Annotated in this window: 14 protein-coding genes; 8 read left to right on the plus strand and 6 right to left on the minus strand. The window is 65.9% G+C overall.

Annotated features, from left to right (window positions below):
- The first annotated feature begins 52 nt into the window (after positions 1-52).
- Together dprA and tsaC are read left to right on the plus strand one after the other, a co-directional pair.
- Positions 53-1,159, plus strand: coding sequence for a DNA-processing protein DprA (gene dprA, locus PCLY_RS08660; protein ID WP_061238883.1), 1,107 nt, complete (start codon positions 53-55; stop codon positions 1,157-1,159).
- A gap of 76 nt (positions 1,160-1,235) precedes the next feature.
- Positions 1,236-1,793 carry an L-threonylcarbamoyladenylate synthase type 1 TsaC gene (tsaC, locus tag PCLY_RS08665; protein ID WP_061238884.1) on the plus strand — a complete coding sequence of 186 codons (558 nt, stop codon included), beginning with the start codon at positions 1,236-1,238 and terminating at the stop codon, positions 1,791-1,793.
- A gap of 96 nt (positions 1,794-1,889) precedes the next feature.
- Here tsaC and PCLY_RS08670 read toward each other — a convergent pair whose 3' ends face one another.
- The gene (locus PCLY_RS08670; RefSeq protein ID WP_061238885.1) at positions 1,890-2,867 is read right to left on the minus strand and encodes an NADPH:quinone reductase; all 978 of its coding nucleotides are present in this window, start codon (positions 2,865-2,867) and stop codon (positions 1,890-1,892) included.
- 147 nt (positions 2,868-3,014) lie between these two features.
- Here PCLY_RS08670 and hemF point away from each other — a divergent pair, with 147 nt between their 5' ends.
- The 3 genes from hemF to PCLY_RS08685 all read left to right on the plus strand — a co-directional run bounded on the left by hemF (position 3,015) and on the right by PCLY_RS08685 (position 5,269).
- Entirely contained in the window at positions 3,015-3,929 is a 915-nt protein-coding gene (gene hemF, locus PCLY_RS08675; RefSeq protein WP_061239000.1) for an oxygen-dependent coproporphyrinogen oxidase, read from the plus strand.
- A gap of 162 nt (positions 3,930-4,091) precedes the next feature.
- The gene (gene aroE / locus PCLY_RS08680) at positions 4,092-4,913 is read left to right on the plus strand and encodes a shikimate dehydrogenase (RefSeq protein ID WP_061238886.1); all 822 of its coding nucleotides are present in this window, start codon (positions 4,092-4,094) and stop codon (positions 4,911-4,913) included.
- Positions 4,914-4,918: 5 nt separating this feature from the next.
- Entirely contained in the window at positions 4,919-5,269 is a 351-nt protein-coding gene (locus PCLY_RS08685) for a DOPA 4,5-dioxygenase family protein (RefSeq protein ID WP_061238887.1), read from the plus strand.
- 22 nt (positions 5,270-5,291) lie between these two features.
- Here PCLY_RS08685 and PCLY_RS08690 read toward each other — a convergent pair whose 3' ends face one another.
- From PCLY_RS08690 to betC, 3 genes are read right to left on the minus strand one after another with little or no spacing between them, the layout of a single operon-like run.
- A complete protein-coding gene (locus PCLY_RS08690) occupies positions 5,292-6,863 on the minus strand; it encodes a SulP family inorganic anion transporter (RefSeq protein WP_061238888.1) in 1,572 nt (523 codons plus the stop codon).
- A 58-nt stretch (positions 6,864-6,921) separates the two neighbouring features.
- Positions 6,922-7,842: a choline ABC transporter substrate-binding protein gene (gene choX, locus PCLY_RS08695; protein WP_061238889.1), complete on the minus strand. Its 921-nt coding sequence runs from the start codon at positions 7,840-7,842 to the stop codon at positions 6,922-6,924.
- 49 nt (positions 7,843-7,891) lie between these two features.
- Positions 7,892-9,400, minus strand: a complete 1,509-nt coding sequence (betC, locus tag PCLY_RS08700; RefSeq protein ID WP_061238890.1) for a choline-sulfatase — start codon at positions 9,398-9,400, stop codon at positions 7,892-7,894.
- A gap of 113 nt (positions 9,401-9,513) precedes the next feature.
- On the opposite strand from betC, the gene PCLY_RS08705 reads away from it, so the two are divergent.
- Positions 9,514-10,434 (plus strand): choline sulfate utilization transcriptional regulator, encoded by a 921-nt coding sequence (locus PCLY_RS08705; RefSeq protein WP_061238891.1) that lies wholly within the window; start codon positions 9,514-9,516, stop codon positions 10,432-10,434.
- 88 nt (positions 10,435-10,522) lie between these two features.
- Complete coding sequence (gene pbpG, locus PCLY_RS08710; RefSeq protein WP_061238892.1) at positions 10,523-11,425, plus strand: D-alanyl-D-alanine endopeptidase; 903 nt, start codon at positions 10,523-10,525, stop codon at positions 11,423-11,425.
- A 142-nt stretch (positions 11,426-11,567) separates the two neighbouring features.
- Here the strand turns inward: pbpG and PCLY_RS08715 are convergent, their stop codons facing one another.
- On the minus strand, positions 11,568-12,461 hold the full coding sequence (locus PCLY_RS08715; protein WP_061238893.1) for a LysR family transcriptional regulator: 894 nt from the start codon (positions 12,459-12,461) through the stop codon (positions 11,568-11,570).
- Positions 12,462-12,546: 85 nt separating this feature from the next.
- A complete protein-coding gene (locus PCLY_RS08720) occupies positions 12,547-13,290 on the minus strand; it encodes an SDR family oxidoreductase (protein WP_061238894.1) in 744 nt (247 codons plus the stop codon).
- Between the two features lie 204 nt (positions 13,291-13,494).
- Between PCLY_RS08720 and PCLY_RS08725 the strand changes: the two genes are divergently transcribed.
- The gene (locus PCLY_RS08725; RefSeq protein WP_061238895.1) at positions 13,495-14,937 is read left to right on the plus strand and encodes a SulP family inorganic anion transporter; all 1,443 of its coding nucleotides are present in this window, start codon (positions 13,495-13,497) and stop codon (positions 14,935-14,937) included.
- The last annotated feature ends 47 nt before the right edge of the window (positions 14,938-14,984 follow it).

Consider the following 14,984-nt stretch of genomic DNA (forward strand, 5'->3'; position numbering starts at 1 on the left):
CGTGCTTTCTGGCCGCCAGGATGGCGGCGTGGTTCATCAGGGAAGAGTCGCCATGTCTGCATCCTCCTCGTTTTCCCCCGCCGAGCTTGAAGCCCGCCTGCGCCTGCATCTGCTGCCGGAGCTGGGGCCGCGGCGTTTTCGCAAACTCCTGAGTGCTTTCGACAGTGCTTCGGCGGCGCTCAGTGCGCCGGCCAGTGCCTGGCGTGCCCTGGGCCTGCCGGCCGCCTGTGCCGAGCCTCGGCGCAGTGCGGAAATCCGCGACAGGGCGCGTGCCACGCTGCAGTGGCTGGACGCGCCAGATAAGCATGTGTTGATGTGGGACGATCCGGCTTACCCGGCTTTGCTCGCCGAGTTGGCGGATGCGCCGCCGCTGCTGTTCGTCGCCGGTGAGCCACGCGTACTGGATGCGCCGCAACTGGCGATGGTCGGCAGCCGGCGCGCTACTCAGCCCGGCTTGGATAACGCGCGTGCCTTTGCCCGTAGCCTCGCTGCCGGAGGTTTCGTCATCACCAGCGGGCTGGCATTGGGTATCGACGGCGCTGCGCATCAGGGGGCGCTGGAAGGCAACGGTAAAACCGTGGCCGTGCTGGGCACGGGCTTGCAGTGCCTGTATCCACGGCGCCATGTGGGGCTGGCGGCGCAGATCATCGAGCAAGGCGGCGCACTGGTCTCCGAGCTGCCGCTGGATTGTCCGCCGCAGGCGAGCAACTTTCCCCGGCGCAACCGGATCATCAGCGGTCTGTCTCTTGGTGTGCTGGTGGTCGAGGCCAGCCCCTCGAGCGGCTCGCTGATCACCGCAAGGCTGGCCGCAGAACAGGGGCGTGAGGTCTATGCCATTCCGGGCTCCATCCACCATCCTGGGGCGCGCGGCTGCCACCAGCTGATTCGAGATGGCGCCACGTTGGTGGAAAGCATCGAGCATATTCTCGAAGCCTTGCGTGGCTGGCAGGCACCGGCTACCTCTCCTGCGCAGATGCCGGTCGCTGAGGCCTCGCACCCACTGTTGGCCCTGCTGCATGCTGCGCCGCACAGCACCGAGGCAATGGTGCAGAGCAGCGGCTGGCCACTGGCAGAGGTTCTGGCGGCGCTGACCGAGCTGGAGCTCGATGGCCTGGTGTGCAACGAGGCCGGCTACTGGCTGGCACGCAGCCGAACCTGAACAGCTGCCCGGGGCCGTGGCATGTCCCGACTGGCTTGGATAGACTGCGGCCCATCGATTCATTGGGAGACAGGCGATGGCCGGCAACTGGCAGATACAGCAAACGGCGCGTGTGGTGCGTGAGGGCGGCGTGATTGCCTATCCGACCGAGGCAGTCTGGGGGCTGGGCTGCGATCCGTGGAACGAAGAAGCGGTTGATCGCCTGCTGGCGCTCAAGGAACGGCCCGTGCACAAAGGCCTGATCCTGGTGGCCGATGACATCGAGCAATTCGACTTCCTGCTCGATGACCTGCCGGACGTCTGGCAGGAACGCCTGGCCGGCAGCTGGCCGGGCCCGAACACCTGGCTGGTGCCACACCAGAACCGCCTGCCCGAGTGGGTCACTGGCATGCATGACTCCGTCGCCCTGCGCGTCAGCGATCATCCGCTGGTGCGCGCGCTATGCCGCTACACCGGGCCGCTGATCTCCACCTCAGCCAACCCGGCGGGGCGCCCGTCGGCGCGTTCGCGGCTGCGCGTCGAGCAGTACTTTCCAGGGGAGTTGGATAAGGTGCTCGGTGGCGCACTGGGCGGACGCAAGAACCCCAGTCTGATTCGCGATCTGCGCACGGGTGATGTGATTCGCCCGTCCTGAAGAGCCATAAAGCTCGCGGCTAAAGCGCCTCCCTCCAGCTGACCCGACTGTGGGAGGGGCTTTAGCCGCGACTGTCTTAGTACTCTGAGTGCCTGTTCACGGCAGCAGGATGGTCGAGCCGGTGGTCTGCCGTGCGCTCAGTGCATCCTGGGCGGCGGCGGCATCTTTCAGCGCGTAGCGATTGCTGATTTCCACCTGCAGCTTGCCGCTGGCGATCATGCCGAACAGCTCATCGGCCATGGCCTGCAGGCGCGGGGCGCTGGTGGCATAGCCGGCCAGGGTCGGGCGGGTGACGTACAGCGAACCCTTTTGCGCCAGGATGCCCAGGTTGACCCCGGTCACGGCGCCCGAGGCGTTGCCGAAGCTGACCAGCAGGCCGCGTGGCGCTACACAGTCCAGCGAAGTTTCCCAGGTGTCCTTGCCGACGCCGTCATAGACCACCGGGCACTTGGCGCCGTCGGTCAGCTCCAGCACGCGCTGCACGACGTTCTCATGGCTGTAGTCGATGGTTGCCCAGGCGCCCTGTTCCTTGGCGCGCGCCGCCTTCTCCGCCGAACTGACGGTACCGATCAGCTTGACGCCCAGCGCCTTGGCCCACTGGCAGGCGAAGGAGCCGACACCGCCGGCAGCCGCGTGAAACAGGATGGTTTCGCCGCCCTGGAGCTCGTAGGTCTGGCGCAGCAGGTATTGCACGGTCAGGCCCTTGAGCATCACCGCGGCGGCCTGCTCGAAACTGATGCTCTCCGGCAGCTTCACCAGCTTGTCGGCGGGCAGCACGTGCAGCTCGCTGTATGCGCCAAGCGGGCCGGTGGCGTAGGCCACTCGATCACCCACTTCGAGGCCTTCGACCTCGCTGCCGAGCGCCTCGACCACGCCAGCACCTTCTGTGCCCAGGCTCGAAGGCAGCGCGGGTGGCTGATACAGGCCGCTGCGGAAATAGGTGTCGATGAAGTTCAGACCGATAGCCCGGTTTGCCACACGAACCTCGCGCGGGCCTGGTGCTGCGGGCTGGTAGTCATGGTATTGCAGCACGTCGCTGCCGCCGTGCTGGCTGAACTGAATGCGCTTGGCCATCTCGGATTCCTTGTCTGATCGGCGCCGCTGCAAGCGGCGAAAGAGCCTATCCAATCGTCCCGATTGACCGACGTCAACTGCGGATGTGCCTGGGTGAATGCTATGCTGCCCGCCGATTTCGACCTGCTCTCTGTTCAAGGTGCCGCCGTGACTGACCGTACCGAGGCCGTGAAGGCCTACCTGCTCGACCTGCAAGACCGCATCTGCTCTGCCCTGCAAACCGAAGACGGCCAGGCTGTGTTCGCCGAGGACGCCTGGCAGCGCCCGGCTGGCGGTGGCGGGCGCACGCGGGTGATCGAGAACGGCGCGCTGATCGAAAAAGGCGGGGTGAATTTCTCTCATGTGTTCGGTGACAGCCTGCCGCCCTCGGCCAGCGCCCACCGTCCCGAACTGGCCGGCCGTGGCTTCCAGGCTCTCGGCGTATCGCTGGTGATCCACCCGGAAAACCCTCATGTCCCGACCTCGCACGCCAACGTGCGCTTCTTCAGCGCCGAGAAGGAGGGCGAGGAGCCGGTGTGGTGGTTCGGTGGTGGCTTCGATCTGACGCCCTACTACGCCAACGAGGAAGACTGCGTGTTCTGGCACCAGGTCGCGCATGACGCCTGTGCGCCGTTCGGCGCCGACGTGTACGCGAAGTACAAGGCCTGGTGCGACCGCTACTTCCACCTCAAGCACCGTGGCGAGCCGCGCGGCATTGGTGGGCTGTTCTTCGACGATCTCAACGAATGGGATTTCGACACCTGCTTCGCCTTTATCCGCGCCATCGGCGATGCCTACATCCAGGCCTACCTGCCCATCGTCCAGCGCCGCAAGCTCACTCCATATGGCGAGCGCGAGCGCGAGTTCCAGGCCTTCCGCCGTGGCCGCTATGTGGAGTTCAACCTGGTGTTCGACCGCGGCACCCTGTTCGGCCTGCAATCGGGTGGGCGCACCGAGTCGATTCTCATGTCGCTGCCGCCGCACGTGCGTTGGGGCTACGACTGGAAGCCTGAGCCGGGTAGCGAGGAGGCGCGCCTGACTGAGTACTTCCTCACCGACCGCGACTGGCTTTCGGTCACGTAATGATCCTGTAGCCCGGATGCAATCCGGGGTAATTTAGCGACCGCTCCCGGATTTCATCCGGGCTACGAATTGGCGCCATTTCCCTGTAGGAGCCCGCTTGCGGGCGATCTGGCCGCAGAGCGAATCGCCAGCAAGCTGGCGCCTACACAAACAGGATTTCCCATGGATCGTTACTGCGTCTTCGGCAACCCCATCAGCCACAGCAAATCACCGCTGATTCATCGCTTGTTCGCCGAGCAGACCGGCCAGCAGCTCGATTACCAGGCGCGCCTGGCGCCACTGGACGATTTCACCGGCAATGCCGGCGCGTTCTTCGTCGACGGCCTGGGTGGCAACGTCACCGTACCGTTCAAGGAAGAGGCCTTCCGCCTGGCCGATGAACTGACCGAGCGCGCTCGCCGCGCCGGCGCAGTGAATACCTTGAAGAAGCAGGCCGACGGTCGCCTGCTCGGCGACAACACCGATGGCGCCGGCCTGACCCGCGACCTGCAGGACAACGCCGGCTTCAGCCTGGCCGGCAAGCGCGTGCTGCTGCTCGGTGCCGGTGGCGCCGTGCGCGGCGTGCTCGAACCCTTCCTGGCGCAGAAACCAGCCGTGCTGGTGATCGCCAACCGTACCCTGGCCAAGGCCGAACAACTGGTGCGCGAATTCGCCGATCTCGGCCCGCTGGTTGCGGCCGGTTTCGACTGGATCGATGCGCCGGTGGACCTGATCGTCAACGGCACTTCGGCCAGCCTCGGCGGTGAGCTGCCGCCGATCGCGCCGGGGCTGATCCAGCCCGGTCACACGGTCTGCTACGACATGATGTACGCCAAGGAACCGACCGCCTTCAACCGCTGGGCCGCCGAACAAGGTGCGGCGCGTTGCCTCGACGGTCTGGGTATGCTGGTCGAGCAAGCGGCCGAGGCGTTCGAGTTGTGGCGTGGCGTGCGTCCTGACACGGCGCCGGTGCTGGCCGAGCTACGCCGTCAGCTGGCGGGCTAGCGCGCATGGGTGAAGACGCGCTGCCGAGGATCAGGGGCTATCACGCCCACGTCTACTTCGACGCTGGCACCCTCGACCAGGCACGGGCGTTGTGCGAAGAAGCCGCGCGGCGTTTCCCATTGAAGATGGGGCGGATGCACGAGCGCCTGGTCGGTCCGCACCCGGACTGGAGTTGTCAGCTGGCCTTTCGTCCCGATCTGTTCGGCGAACTGGTGCCCTGGTTGATGCAGCACCGCGACGGCCTCAACGTGCTGGTGCACCCGCTCACCGATGACGAGCTGCGCGATCATCGCGACTGGCCGCTGTGGCTTGGTCAGGTGCGTCCGCTGGATCTGAGCGTGCTCGCAGACGAGTAATGGCTGGAGCGAGCTACCTGGCTCAATCCTCGAACTGTACCGGGCAGTGCTCGGCGCCTTCGAGTTTTAGGATTTCCTCCACCACCTGCGGGCGTGCCTGGCGCAGCACCAGGCTGCGCTGTTGCCCCTGCAGGCGGCGCGCCTCCTGATGCAGCATTTCCACCCCGGCGTAGTCGATGAAGTTGATGTGCCGCGCGTCGATCACCAGGCGTTGTCCGCGGCTACGCTGCAGCAGCTGCTGGATGTACTGGCAGGCGCCGAAGAAGATCGAGCCGTCGATGCGCAGCACCTCGTCGTCGCCGTCGTGCCACAGGCGCACACGCGGCTGCGAGGTGCGCTTGAGGTAGAAGAACAGCGAGGCCAGCACGCCAGCGTAGATCGCCGTCTGCAGTTCCAGCACCAGGGTCGCGGCGAAGGTCAGCAGCATCACCGCGAACTCAGAGCGGCTGACCCGGCGCAACGCGCGGATCGCCGGCAGATCCACCAGGCCCCAGCAGATCAGCAGAATGCCGGCCGCCATCACCGGTAGCGGGATATGTGTCAGCAGCGCCGCCCCGAACACCGCGAACAGCGCCACCAGCAGCGCCGAGAACACCCCGGCCAGCGGCGTACGGGCGCCAGCCTGCAGGTTCAGCGCCGAGCGGGTGAAGGAGCCGGCCGACAGCGAGCCGGAGAACCACGGGCCGATGATGTTGGACAGCCCTTGGGCGCGAACTTCCTGGTTGGCATCGAGGAACTGGTGTGATTTGACCGCCAGTGCGCGGGCGATGGACAGGCTGGTGACCAGCCCGAGCATGCCGCAGGCCACTGCCGCCGGCAGCAGGCGCAGCACATCGTCGAGATCGAAATTGAGCATCGTCAGTGGCGGCAGGCCGCCGGCGAAGGGCGCCACCAGGGCAATTTCATCGGCGAAACGCGCCGGCAACAACCAGGCCAGCAGGCTGCCACTGACCAGGCCGATCAACAGCGCGGGCAGTTTCGGCCACAGGCGGCGCACGGCCAGGCTGAGCAGCAGGGTGAAGGCCGCCAATGCCACGCTGGGCCAGTGCGCCTGCGGCAGGTGCTGGCCGATCTGCAGCAGGCTGGTCAATGCCGTGGGTTGGCTGTCGACCTCGACGCCGAGCAGATTGGGCATCTGCCCGATGGCGATGACCAATGCCGCGCCGAGGGTGAAGCCGAGCACCACCGATTGCGAGACGAAGTTCACCAGCGCGCCGAAGCGCAGCAAACCGAGCAGCCACTGGAACAGCCCGGCGAGAAAGGTCAGCAGCAGGATCAGGGCGATGAATTCGTCGCTGCCCATGCGTGCCATGGGGCTGACGCTGGTGAACAGGACGATGGAAATGGCCGCGGTCGGTCCGCAGATCAGGTGCCAGGACGAGCCCCACAGGCAGGCGATGATCACCGGCACTATGGCGGCGTACAGGCCATATTCGGCCGGCAGGCCGGCAATCAGCGCGTAGGCCAGTGACTGTGGCAGGGCCAGGATGGCGCCGGTCAGGCCCACCAGCAGGTCATTGCCGAAGGTCTTGCGACTGGTGCCGGGCAACCAGCGTAGAAACGGCAGCAGGGTCTGTTGGTCAGGTAGGCGCATGGTTTGGGTCGAGGGTGGGCCGCAGGCGACTCCACCCTACTCATTTGCAGCGGTTAATTCAAAGCCGCGCCTTCACTGCGGCCAGTCCGTCGCCGCCGTCACGGGTGGTCACGCCCTGCAACCAGCCATCGAGCACCTGCGGGTTGGCCTTGAGCCAGGCCTTGATCGCCGCGTCGTTGCTGGCCTGCTTGCTCAGTACCTGATCCATGATGCTGTTCTCCATATCCTGGGTGAAGCGCAGCTGGCTCAGCAGCTTGCCGACATTCGGGCACTGCGCGGCATAGCCCTTGCGCGCCAGGGTGTTGACCTGGCCGCTGTCGCCGAAATACTTCTCGCCGCCCTTGAGGTACTTCATGTCGTACTGCACGTTCATCGGGTGCGGCGTCCAGCCGAGGAACACCACGAACTGATCGCGCTTCACCGCGCGGCCGACCTGTACCAGCATCGCCTGTTCGCTGGACTCCACCAGCTTCCAGTCACCGAGGCCGAATTCGTCGGCGGCGATCATCTGCTTGATCGACTCGTTGGCCGGCGAGCCGGAGGCGATGCCGTAGAGCTTCTTGCCGAACTTGTCGGCGTGCTTGTCGAGGTCGGCGAAGGTCTTCACCCCGGCCTCATAGGCGTAGGTGGGTACCGCCAGGGTGTATTCGGTGCCTTCCAGGTTCTGCGCGACCTTGTCCACCTCGCCACTGGCGACGAACTTGTCGTAGTTGCTCTGCTGCGCCGGCATCCAGTTACCGAGGAACACATCGACCTGGCCCTTCTGCAGCCCGGCGAAGATGATCGGTACGGCCAGGGTCTGGCTTTGCGCCTTGTAGCCCAGGCCGTCGAGCAGGAAGCTGGCGATGCCGTTGGTCACGGCGATATCGCTCCAGCCCGGATCACCCAGCTTGACCGTGTCGCAGGCGGCATCTTCGGCCCAGGCGTTGCCGGCACTGGTGAGCGTGGCGGCGATCAGTAGCACGCTGAATCGGTTCATGGCGTCTCTCCTTTTTTCTTCTGTTTTAGGGGCGGCAGTCGGTAACGGTTCACACCTGCGGAAAGCGCGCGCGGCGCTCCAGGTCGTCGAGGTCGATGTGGTTGCGCATGTATTGCTCACTGGCGTCGACCCAGGGCTGGTGATCCCAGCTGGTCAGCTTGCCCTGGCTCAGGGCGTCGGCCACCAGGCGCCGGCGGCGCTGGCTGGCCAGGGTGGCGGCGTGAATGGCCGGGATGTCCCAGCGCTCGCGAACCTCGGCGATGAAGCCGGCGAGGATGCCCTTGTGCTCGCTGCAGTCGGCCAGGTTCTGGCGCTCCTGCTGGTCACTGTCGAGATTGAACAGCAGCAGCGGGTCGCGTTCGGAGTAGACGAACTTCCACGGCCCACGGCGGATCATCATCAGCGGGCTGTCGGTGCCTTCGGCCATGTATTCGCCGAGTACCTCGTCGTGGCCGCCCTCGCCCTTGAGGTGCGGCAGCAGCGATTGCCCCTCCAGCTCCAGGCCGGCATCGACCTGGCCGCCAGCCAGTTCCACCAGCGTCGGCAGCAGGTCGAGGGTCGACACCGACTGACTGACACGCTGCGCGGCGAAGCGCTTGGGCGCGTGTACCAGCAGCGGCACACGGGCGGACATCTCGAACCAGTGCATCTTGTACCAGAGGCCGCGCTCGCCAAGCATGTCGCCATGGTCGCCGGAGAAGACGATCAGGGTGTCGTCTGCCAGGCCGCATTCTTCCAGGGTTCCCAGCAACTTGCCGATGTTGTCGTCGATGTAGCTGCAGGCACCGAAGTAGGCGCGGCGGGCGTCGCGGATCTTGTCCTCGGGCAGCGGTTTGTCCCACAGGTCGATGACCTTGAGCAGGCGCTGCGAGTGCGGGTCCTGCTCGGCCTGTTCGATGTACTGGCGCGGCAGGGGGATGTCCACGCCCTCGTAGCGATCCCAGTATTCGCGGGGGATGGTGTAGGGGTCGTGCGGGTGGGTCATCGACACGGTCAGGCAGAACGGTTGTTCGGGCGTCAGGCGCACGTGGTCGTAGAGGTATTGGCGGGCCTTGAATACCACCTCCTCGTCGAAATCCAGCTGGTTGCTGCGCACGCAGGGGCCGGCCTGCAGCACCGAGGACATGTTGTGGTACCAGCTGGCGCGCACGTCCGGCTCGTCCCAGTTCACCGCCCAGCCATAGTCGGCCGGGTAGATGTCGCTGGTCAGGCGCTCCTCGTAGCCGTGCAGCTGGTCGGGGCCGCAGAAGTGCATCTTGCCCGACAGCGCGGTGCGGTAGCCGAGACGGCGCAGGTAGTGGGCGTAGGTCGGCACGTCGGCGGGGAAATCGGCGGCATTGTCGTAGGCGCCGATTTTCGACGGCAGCCGGCCGCTGACCAGGGTGAAGCGCGACGGGGCGCAGAGCGGGCTGTTGCAGTAGGCCGAGTCGAACACCACGGCCTGTTCGGCCAGCTTCATCAGGTTGGGCATCTGCACCGGCGAGGCGGCATCGTGCAGCGGCAGGATCGGTGCGGCCATCTGGTCGGCCATGATGAAGAGGATGTTCGGGCGCTTCATGGTGGCGGGTATTCCATATTGTTGGTTTATGCGACAGTGCGGGCACCATGATTCCGGTAGAACGGTGGCGGGGTAAACCCGGCTGAAATACATGCCTTGGATAAGCAGAGCTTATGTTTAATGCTATCGATGGGCTGTCGCTCGACGCGTTGCGGGTGTTCGAGTCGGCGGCGCGCCAGCTGAGTTTCACCGCTGCCGCCAGCGAGCTGGGCAGCAGCCAGCCGGCCATCAGCCAGCAGATCAAGCGCCTGGAGCAGCAACTGGCCACGCGCCTGTTCGATCGCGTCTACCGCGGCATCGTCCTGACCGAGGCCGGCGAGCTGTTGCTGGCCCACGTGCAGGAAGGACTGGCCAGCCTCGATGCCGGACTCGTCGCCGTCACCGCCCGGCAGCAGCACGAGGTATTGCAGGTGGCCACCGATTTTGCCTTCGCCGCCTACTGGCTGATGCCGCGCCTGCAGCGCTTCAATCGGCTGTACCCGGAGGTGGATGTCAGCCTGATCACCAGTGAGCGCGAGCCGGGCAGCGTGTCCAGCGACATCGACGTGGCGATCCGTTTCGGTGATGGCCGCTTCAAGCACGGCGAGGCGCACCTGCTGTTTCGCGAGGAGGTGTTCCCGGTGTGCAGCCCGCGCCTGCTCGGCGAGCGTCAGCCGCCCCTGCCGGTCGCGGCGCTGGCTGACCTGCCGTTGCTGCACCTGCGCCCGGAGCACCGCTCACGCTGGTTCGACTGGGATGGCCTATTCCGCGCCCTGGGTATCGCCGGCTTGCCGACGCCCGGCGCGCTGCGTTTCGACAATTACACTCTGCTGATCCAGGCGGCGATTGCCGGGCAAGGCGTTGCCATCGGCTGGCGCCATCTGGTGGATGAACTTCTCGCCCAGGGACTGCTCTGTCGTCTGGGGGACGCCGAGGCACATTCGGCACTGGGCTATTACCTGGTGCTGCCCGAGCGCAAACGCCGCCAGCGCCTGACCGCGCGTTTCGTCGACTGGTTGCAGGCCGAGCTGGATTCGCCAGCAGCGAGCGTTTGATCGGGCCATACTGCAAGAGCGCAGGCGGAGTCCCTATACTGGACGCCGCCGTCTCCTCGGCTTTCTCAGACAACCGGTGAAGTGAACCGTGAAACTCCGTCATTCGATTTTGGGCCTGCTGCTGTGCGGCAGCCTTGTTGTTTCGAACCTCCAGGCCGCGCCGGCCCAGTCCAAGCAGGAGCTGGCCGCCGGTAGTGCGCTGCTGATCGACCTGAAGACCGGCAAGGAGCTGTATTCCAGCAACCCTGACCTGCGCCTGCCGATCGCCTCGGTCACCAAGCTGATGACCGCCATGGTGACCCTCGACGCCAAGCTTTCGCTTGATGAGATGCTGCCCGTCAACATCCGCGACACCAAGGAAATGCAGGGCGTGTTCTCCCGTGTGCGCGTGGGCAGTGAACTCAGCCGCCGCGACATGCTGCACCTGGCGTTGATGTCTTCGGAGAACCGCGCGGCTGCCAGCCTCGCCCACCATTATCCGGGCGGCCAGGCTGCGTTCATCAAGGCGATGAACGCCAAGGCGAAGGCGCTGGGTATGAACCACAGCCACTTCGTCGAACCAACCGGCCTGTCCGAAGAGAACGTTTCCACGGCTCGTGACCTGGCGCTGATGGTCAAGGCGGCGGCTCAGTATCCGCTGATCCATCAGTTCACCACCGACTCGGAGGCTACGGTCGCGTTCCGCAAGCCGAATTACACATTGGGTTTTCGTAACACCAATGCGCTGGTACGCAAGGCCGACTGGAACATCAACCTGAGCAAGACCGGCTTCACCAATGCCGCTGGTCGCTGCCTGGTGATGGCCACCACCATCGCCAATCGCCCGGTGGCCTTCGTGGTGCTCGGCGCCTTCGGCAAGTACACCCACATGGCTGACGCCAACCGCCTCAAGCGCTGGATGGAAACCGGCAAGGTCACTCCGGTGCCGGCCGCTGCGCTGAGCTACAAGCAGCAGAAGCTGGCCGAATGGAGCCTGCAGGCCAAGCAGTGATCTGCACCGATGCACGAAGGGCGACTCGATGAGTCGCCCTTTTTCGTTGCGCCGTCGTGTAGCCCGGATGCAATCCGGGGCAACAGTCACAAGGCCGCGGATTGCATCCGGGCTACGCTCAATCTTTCTCAGTCGTGGTGCGTCAGCGCGGGCCGCCCAGCCTTTCGCTGAGGAAATCGAGAAAACAGGTGATGCGCGAGGCCAGCGCGGTGTTGCGGTAGTACACGGCATTGATCGGCTGGCGCACCTCGACGCGCTGCTCGGCCAGCACCTCCACTAGCGCGCCGCTGGCGCGGTCGGCATCGGTCATGAAGTCCGACAGGCACACCAGCCCTTCACCGGCCAGGGCCAGTTCGAGAACAGTGTCGCCGCTGGAGGCGCGCAGGCTCGGGGTAATGCGCCAGCGCTCGCCCAGGGCATGGCGCAGCGGCCATTCGTTGAGGCTGTCCGGCTCGGTAAAGCCAATCAGGGCGTGCCCGGCCAGCTCTTCGGTGCGCGTCGGGGTACCGTGCTGGCGCAGGTACTCCGGGCTGGCCAGCACGCGGCGGCGGCTGTGGCACAGTGGCCGTGCATGCAGGCTGGAGTCCGGCAGGTTGCCGATGCGGATGGCCAGGTCGGTACGCCGCTCCAGCAGGTCGATGATGCGGTCGTCGCTGTTCAGCTCCAGCTCGATCTGTGGGTAGAGCGCACGAAACTCGCCGATCAGCGGCACGATCACATGCAGCATGAAGGGCGAGGCGGTGTTGATGCGCAGACGCCCGGCCGGTGCCTGGCGGCGCAGGGCCATCTGCTCCTCGGCTTGCTCGACACTGATCAGGATGCGCCGCGCCTGCGTCAGGAACACCTCGCCCTCCTCGGTCAGCTCCAGGCGCCGGGTTGTACGGCGCAGCAGGGTGACGGCGAGCTTCTGCTCCAGCCGGCTGAGGGCACGGCTGACGCCGGACGCGGTTTGTTCGAGCTGCTCGGCGGCGGCGCTGATCGAGCCGCAGTCGACCACGCTGACGAAGGCGAGCATTTCTTCCAGGCTGGTCTTCATTGTTGATCTTCAGTCACAGGCATCAGCAAATTTACTGAAGTTTCGAGCAAGAGTCTGCCGAGCACGGCCAGTGCCGGCAACTCGGTCAACGTCCACCGGCGATGTCGATCAGGGCGCCGGTGGTATAGCTGGCCTTGTCATCGAGCAGCCAGACGATGGCCTCGGCGACCTCTTCGGCACGCCCGGCGCGACCCAGTGGCGTGGCCTTGCCCAGGCGCTCGGCGCGATCCGGCTGGCCGCCGCTGGCGTGGATCTCGGTGTCGATCAGCCCCGGCCGCACGGCGTTGACCCGTACGCCCTCGCCGCCCAGTTCCTTGGCCAGACCGCGGGTCAGCACGTCCATGGCGCCCTTGGCGCCGGCATAGTCGACGTACTCGAAGGGCGAGCCAAGACTGGCTGCCACCGATGACACCAGCACCATCGAGCCGCCCTCGCCGCCACGGCTGCGGGCCATGCGCCGGGCACCTTCGCGCGCGGTCAGGTAGCTGCCCAGCACGTTGACGTCGAACATGCGCTGCAAGCGTTCGCCGCTCATCTCCAGCAGCGGCATGGGTGGGGCGACGATGCCGGCATTGATCACCAGCGCGTGCAGCGGGCCGAGCGTGTCCATGGCCTCGAACAGACGCAATACATCGTCTTCCTCGGCGACGTCGCCCCGTATGGCGATGGCCTTGCCGCCCGTGGCTTCGATCTGCGCCACCACCTCATCGGCGGCGGCGCGGTCGCTGCGGTAGTTGATGCCGACCGTCCAGCCCTGAGCGGCTGCCAACAAGGCAGTGGCGCGACCGATGCCGCGGCTGGCACCGGTAATCAGCAGGTTCTTGCTCATCAGGCTGACTCCTCTTCGTTGTGGTCATCATGCGTAGGGTGGACGACGCTTCACCCGTCCACCACTTGGCGAGCCAGAAGGTGGACAAAAACAGCGTTGCCCACCCTACGGCAGAGGCTCACCGGGGACCAGTGGGCAGGACGGGTGGCCGCCAGCGGACACGGGGGTTACCATGCGCGCCCCTTTAGCGATCTGCACCTGCTCATGAAACCTGCACGCCTGCGCGCCGACCTGCTGGCCGGCCTGACCTCGTCCTTCGCTCTGGTACCGGAGTGCATCGCCTTCGCTCTGGTGGCCCAGGTCAACCCGCTGATGGGCCTGTACGGCGCCTTCATCATCTGTACCCTCACCGCCCTGTTCGGTGGCCGCCCCGGCATGATTTCCGGCGCCGCCGGCTCGATGGCGGTGGTGATCGTCGCCCTGGTGGTGCAGCACGGCGTGCGGTACCTGCTGGCCACGGTGCTGCTCGGTGGCCTGATCATGCTCGCGTTCGGCCTGCTACGCCTGGGCAAGTTGATCCGCATGGTGCCGCATTCGGTGATGCTCGGCTTCGTCAACGGCCTGGCGATCATCATCGCCCTGGCCCAGTTCGAGCACTTCCAGCACGACGGCCACTGGCTGCAGGGCAAGGCGCTGTACCTGATGCTCGGTCTGGTGGCGCTGACCATGTGCATCGTCTACCTGCTGCCGCGTGTGACCCGTGCGGTGCCACCGGCGCTGGTGGCGATTCTTGGCATCGGCGCGATGGTCTACCTGCTGGATCTGCCGACGCACACCCTCGGCGATATGGCGCATATCGCCGGCGGCCTGCCGAGCCTGGTACTGCCGGACATTCCCTGGACGCTGGACACCCTCGTCATCATCGCCCCTTACGCCGTGCTGATGGCTATGGTCGGTCTGCTGGAAACCCTGCTGACGCTGAACCTCACCGACGAGATCACCGCCACGCGCGGCCACCCGGATCGTGAGTGCGTGGCGCTCGGCGTGGCCAACATGACCTCCGGCCTGTTCGGCGGCATGGGCGGCTGCGCGATGATCGGCCAGACCGTGATCAACCTCAGCTCTGGCGGGCGCGGGCGGCTGTCTGGCGTCGTCGCCGGGGTGATGATCCTGCTCTTCGTGCTGTTCCTCTCGCCGCTGATCGAGCGTATTCCACTGGCGGCGCTGGTGGGGGTGATGTTCGTGGTGGCGCAGCAGACCTTCGCCTGGGGCTCGCTGCGCGTGGCCGGCAAGGTGCCGGCCAACGACGTGCTGGTGATCATCGCGGTGACCGCCATCACCGTGGCCACCGACCTGGCCACGGCCGTGCTCTGCGGCATCGTCATCGCCGCGCTCAACTTCGCCTGGCAGCACGCCCGCGAGCTGTATGCCGACAGCGATATGCAGGCCGACGGCAGCAAGCTGTACCGCGTGCACGGCACCTTGTTCTTCGCCTCCTGCACCACCTTCCTGGCGCAGTTCGAACCGGCCGACGATCCGCAGCAGGTGACCCTGGACTGTCGTCACCTGAGCTTCGTCGACTACTCGGCCATCGCCGCGCTGAAGACCCTGCGTGAACGCTACGAGCGCGCCGGCAAGCACCTGCGCGTGACCCACCTGTCCGAGCGCTGCAAGCAGCTGCTCAAGCGCGCTGGCTCGGACCACTGAGTCGCAAAGCAGCCGGGCGCGGCCGCTGGCCGACGCCTGGTCTGCCA

The sequence above is a fragment of the Ectopseudomonas composti genome (assembly GCF_001567565.1).
GTDB lineage: Bacteria > Pseudomonadota > Gammaproteobacteria > Pseudomonadales > Pseudomonadaceae > Aquipseudomonas > Aquipseudomonas composti_A.

Bases quoted from the DNA above. Each gene is read 5' to 3' on its own strand.
- dprA (WP_061238883.1), top strand. From the start codon at position 53: ATGTCTGCATCCTCCTCGTTTTCCCCCGCCGAGCTTGAAGCCCGCCTG.
- tsaC (WP_061238884.1), top strand. From the start codon at position 1,236: ATGGCCGGCAACTGGCAGATACAGCAAACGGCGCGTGTGGTGCGTGAG.
- PCLY_RS08670 (WP_061238885.1), bottom strand. From the start codon at position 2,867: ATGGCCAAGCGCATTCAGTTCAGCCAGCACGGCGGCAGCGACGTGCTG.
- aroE (WP_061238886.1), top strand. From the start codon at position 4,092: ATGGATCGTTACTGCGTCTTCGGCAACCCCATCAGCCACAGCAAATCA.
- PCLY_RS08685 (WP_061238887.1), top strand. From the start codon at position 4,919: ATGGGTGAAGACGCGCTGCCGAGGATCAGGGGCTATCACGCCCACGTC.
- PCLY_RS08690 (WP_061238888.1), bottom strand. From the start codon at position 6,863: ATGCGCCTACCTGACCAACAGACCCTGCTGCCGTTTCTACGCTGGTTG.
- choX (WP_061238889.1), bottom strand. From the start codon at position 7,842: ATGAACCGATTCAGCGTGCTACTGATCGCCGCCACGCTCACCAGTGCC.
- betC (WP_061238890.1), bottom strand. From the start codon at position 9,400: ATGAAGCGCCCGAACATCCTCTTCATCATGGCCGACCAGATGGCCGCA.
- PCLY_RS08705 (WP_061238891.1), top strand. From the start codon at position 9,514: ATGTTTAATGCTATCGATGGGCTGTCGCTCGACGCGTTGCGGGTGTTC.
- PCLY_RS08715 (WP_061238893.1), bottom strand. From the start codon at position 12,461: ATGAAGACCAGCCTGGAAGAAATGCTCGCCTTCGTCAGCGTGGTCGAC.
- PCLY_RS08720 (WP_061238894.1), bottom strand. From the start codon at position 13,290: ATGAGCAAGAACCTGCTGATTACCGGTGCCAGCCGCGGCATCGGTCGC.
- PCLY_RS08725 (WP_061238895.1), top strand. From the start codon at position 13,495: ATGAAACCTGCACGCCTGCGCGCCGACCTGCTGGCCGGCCTGACCTCG.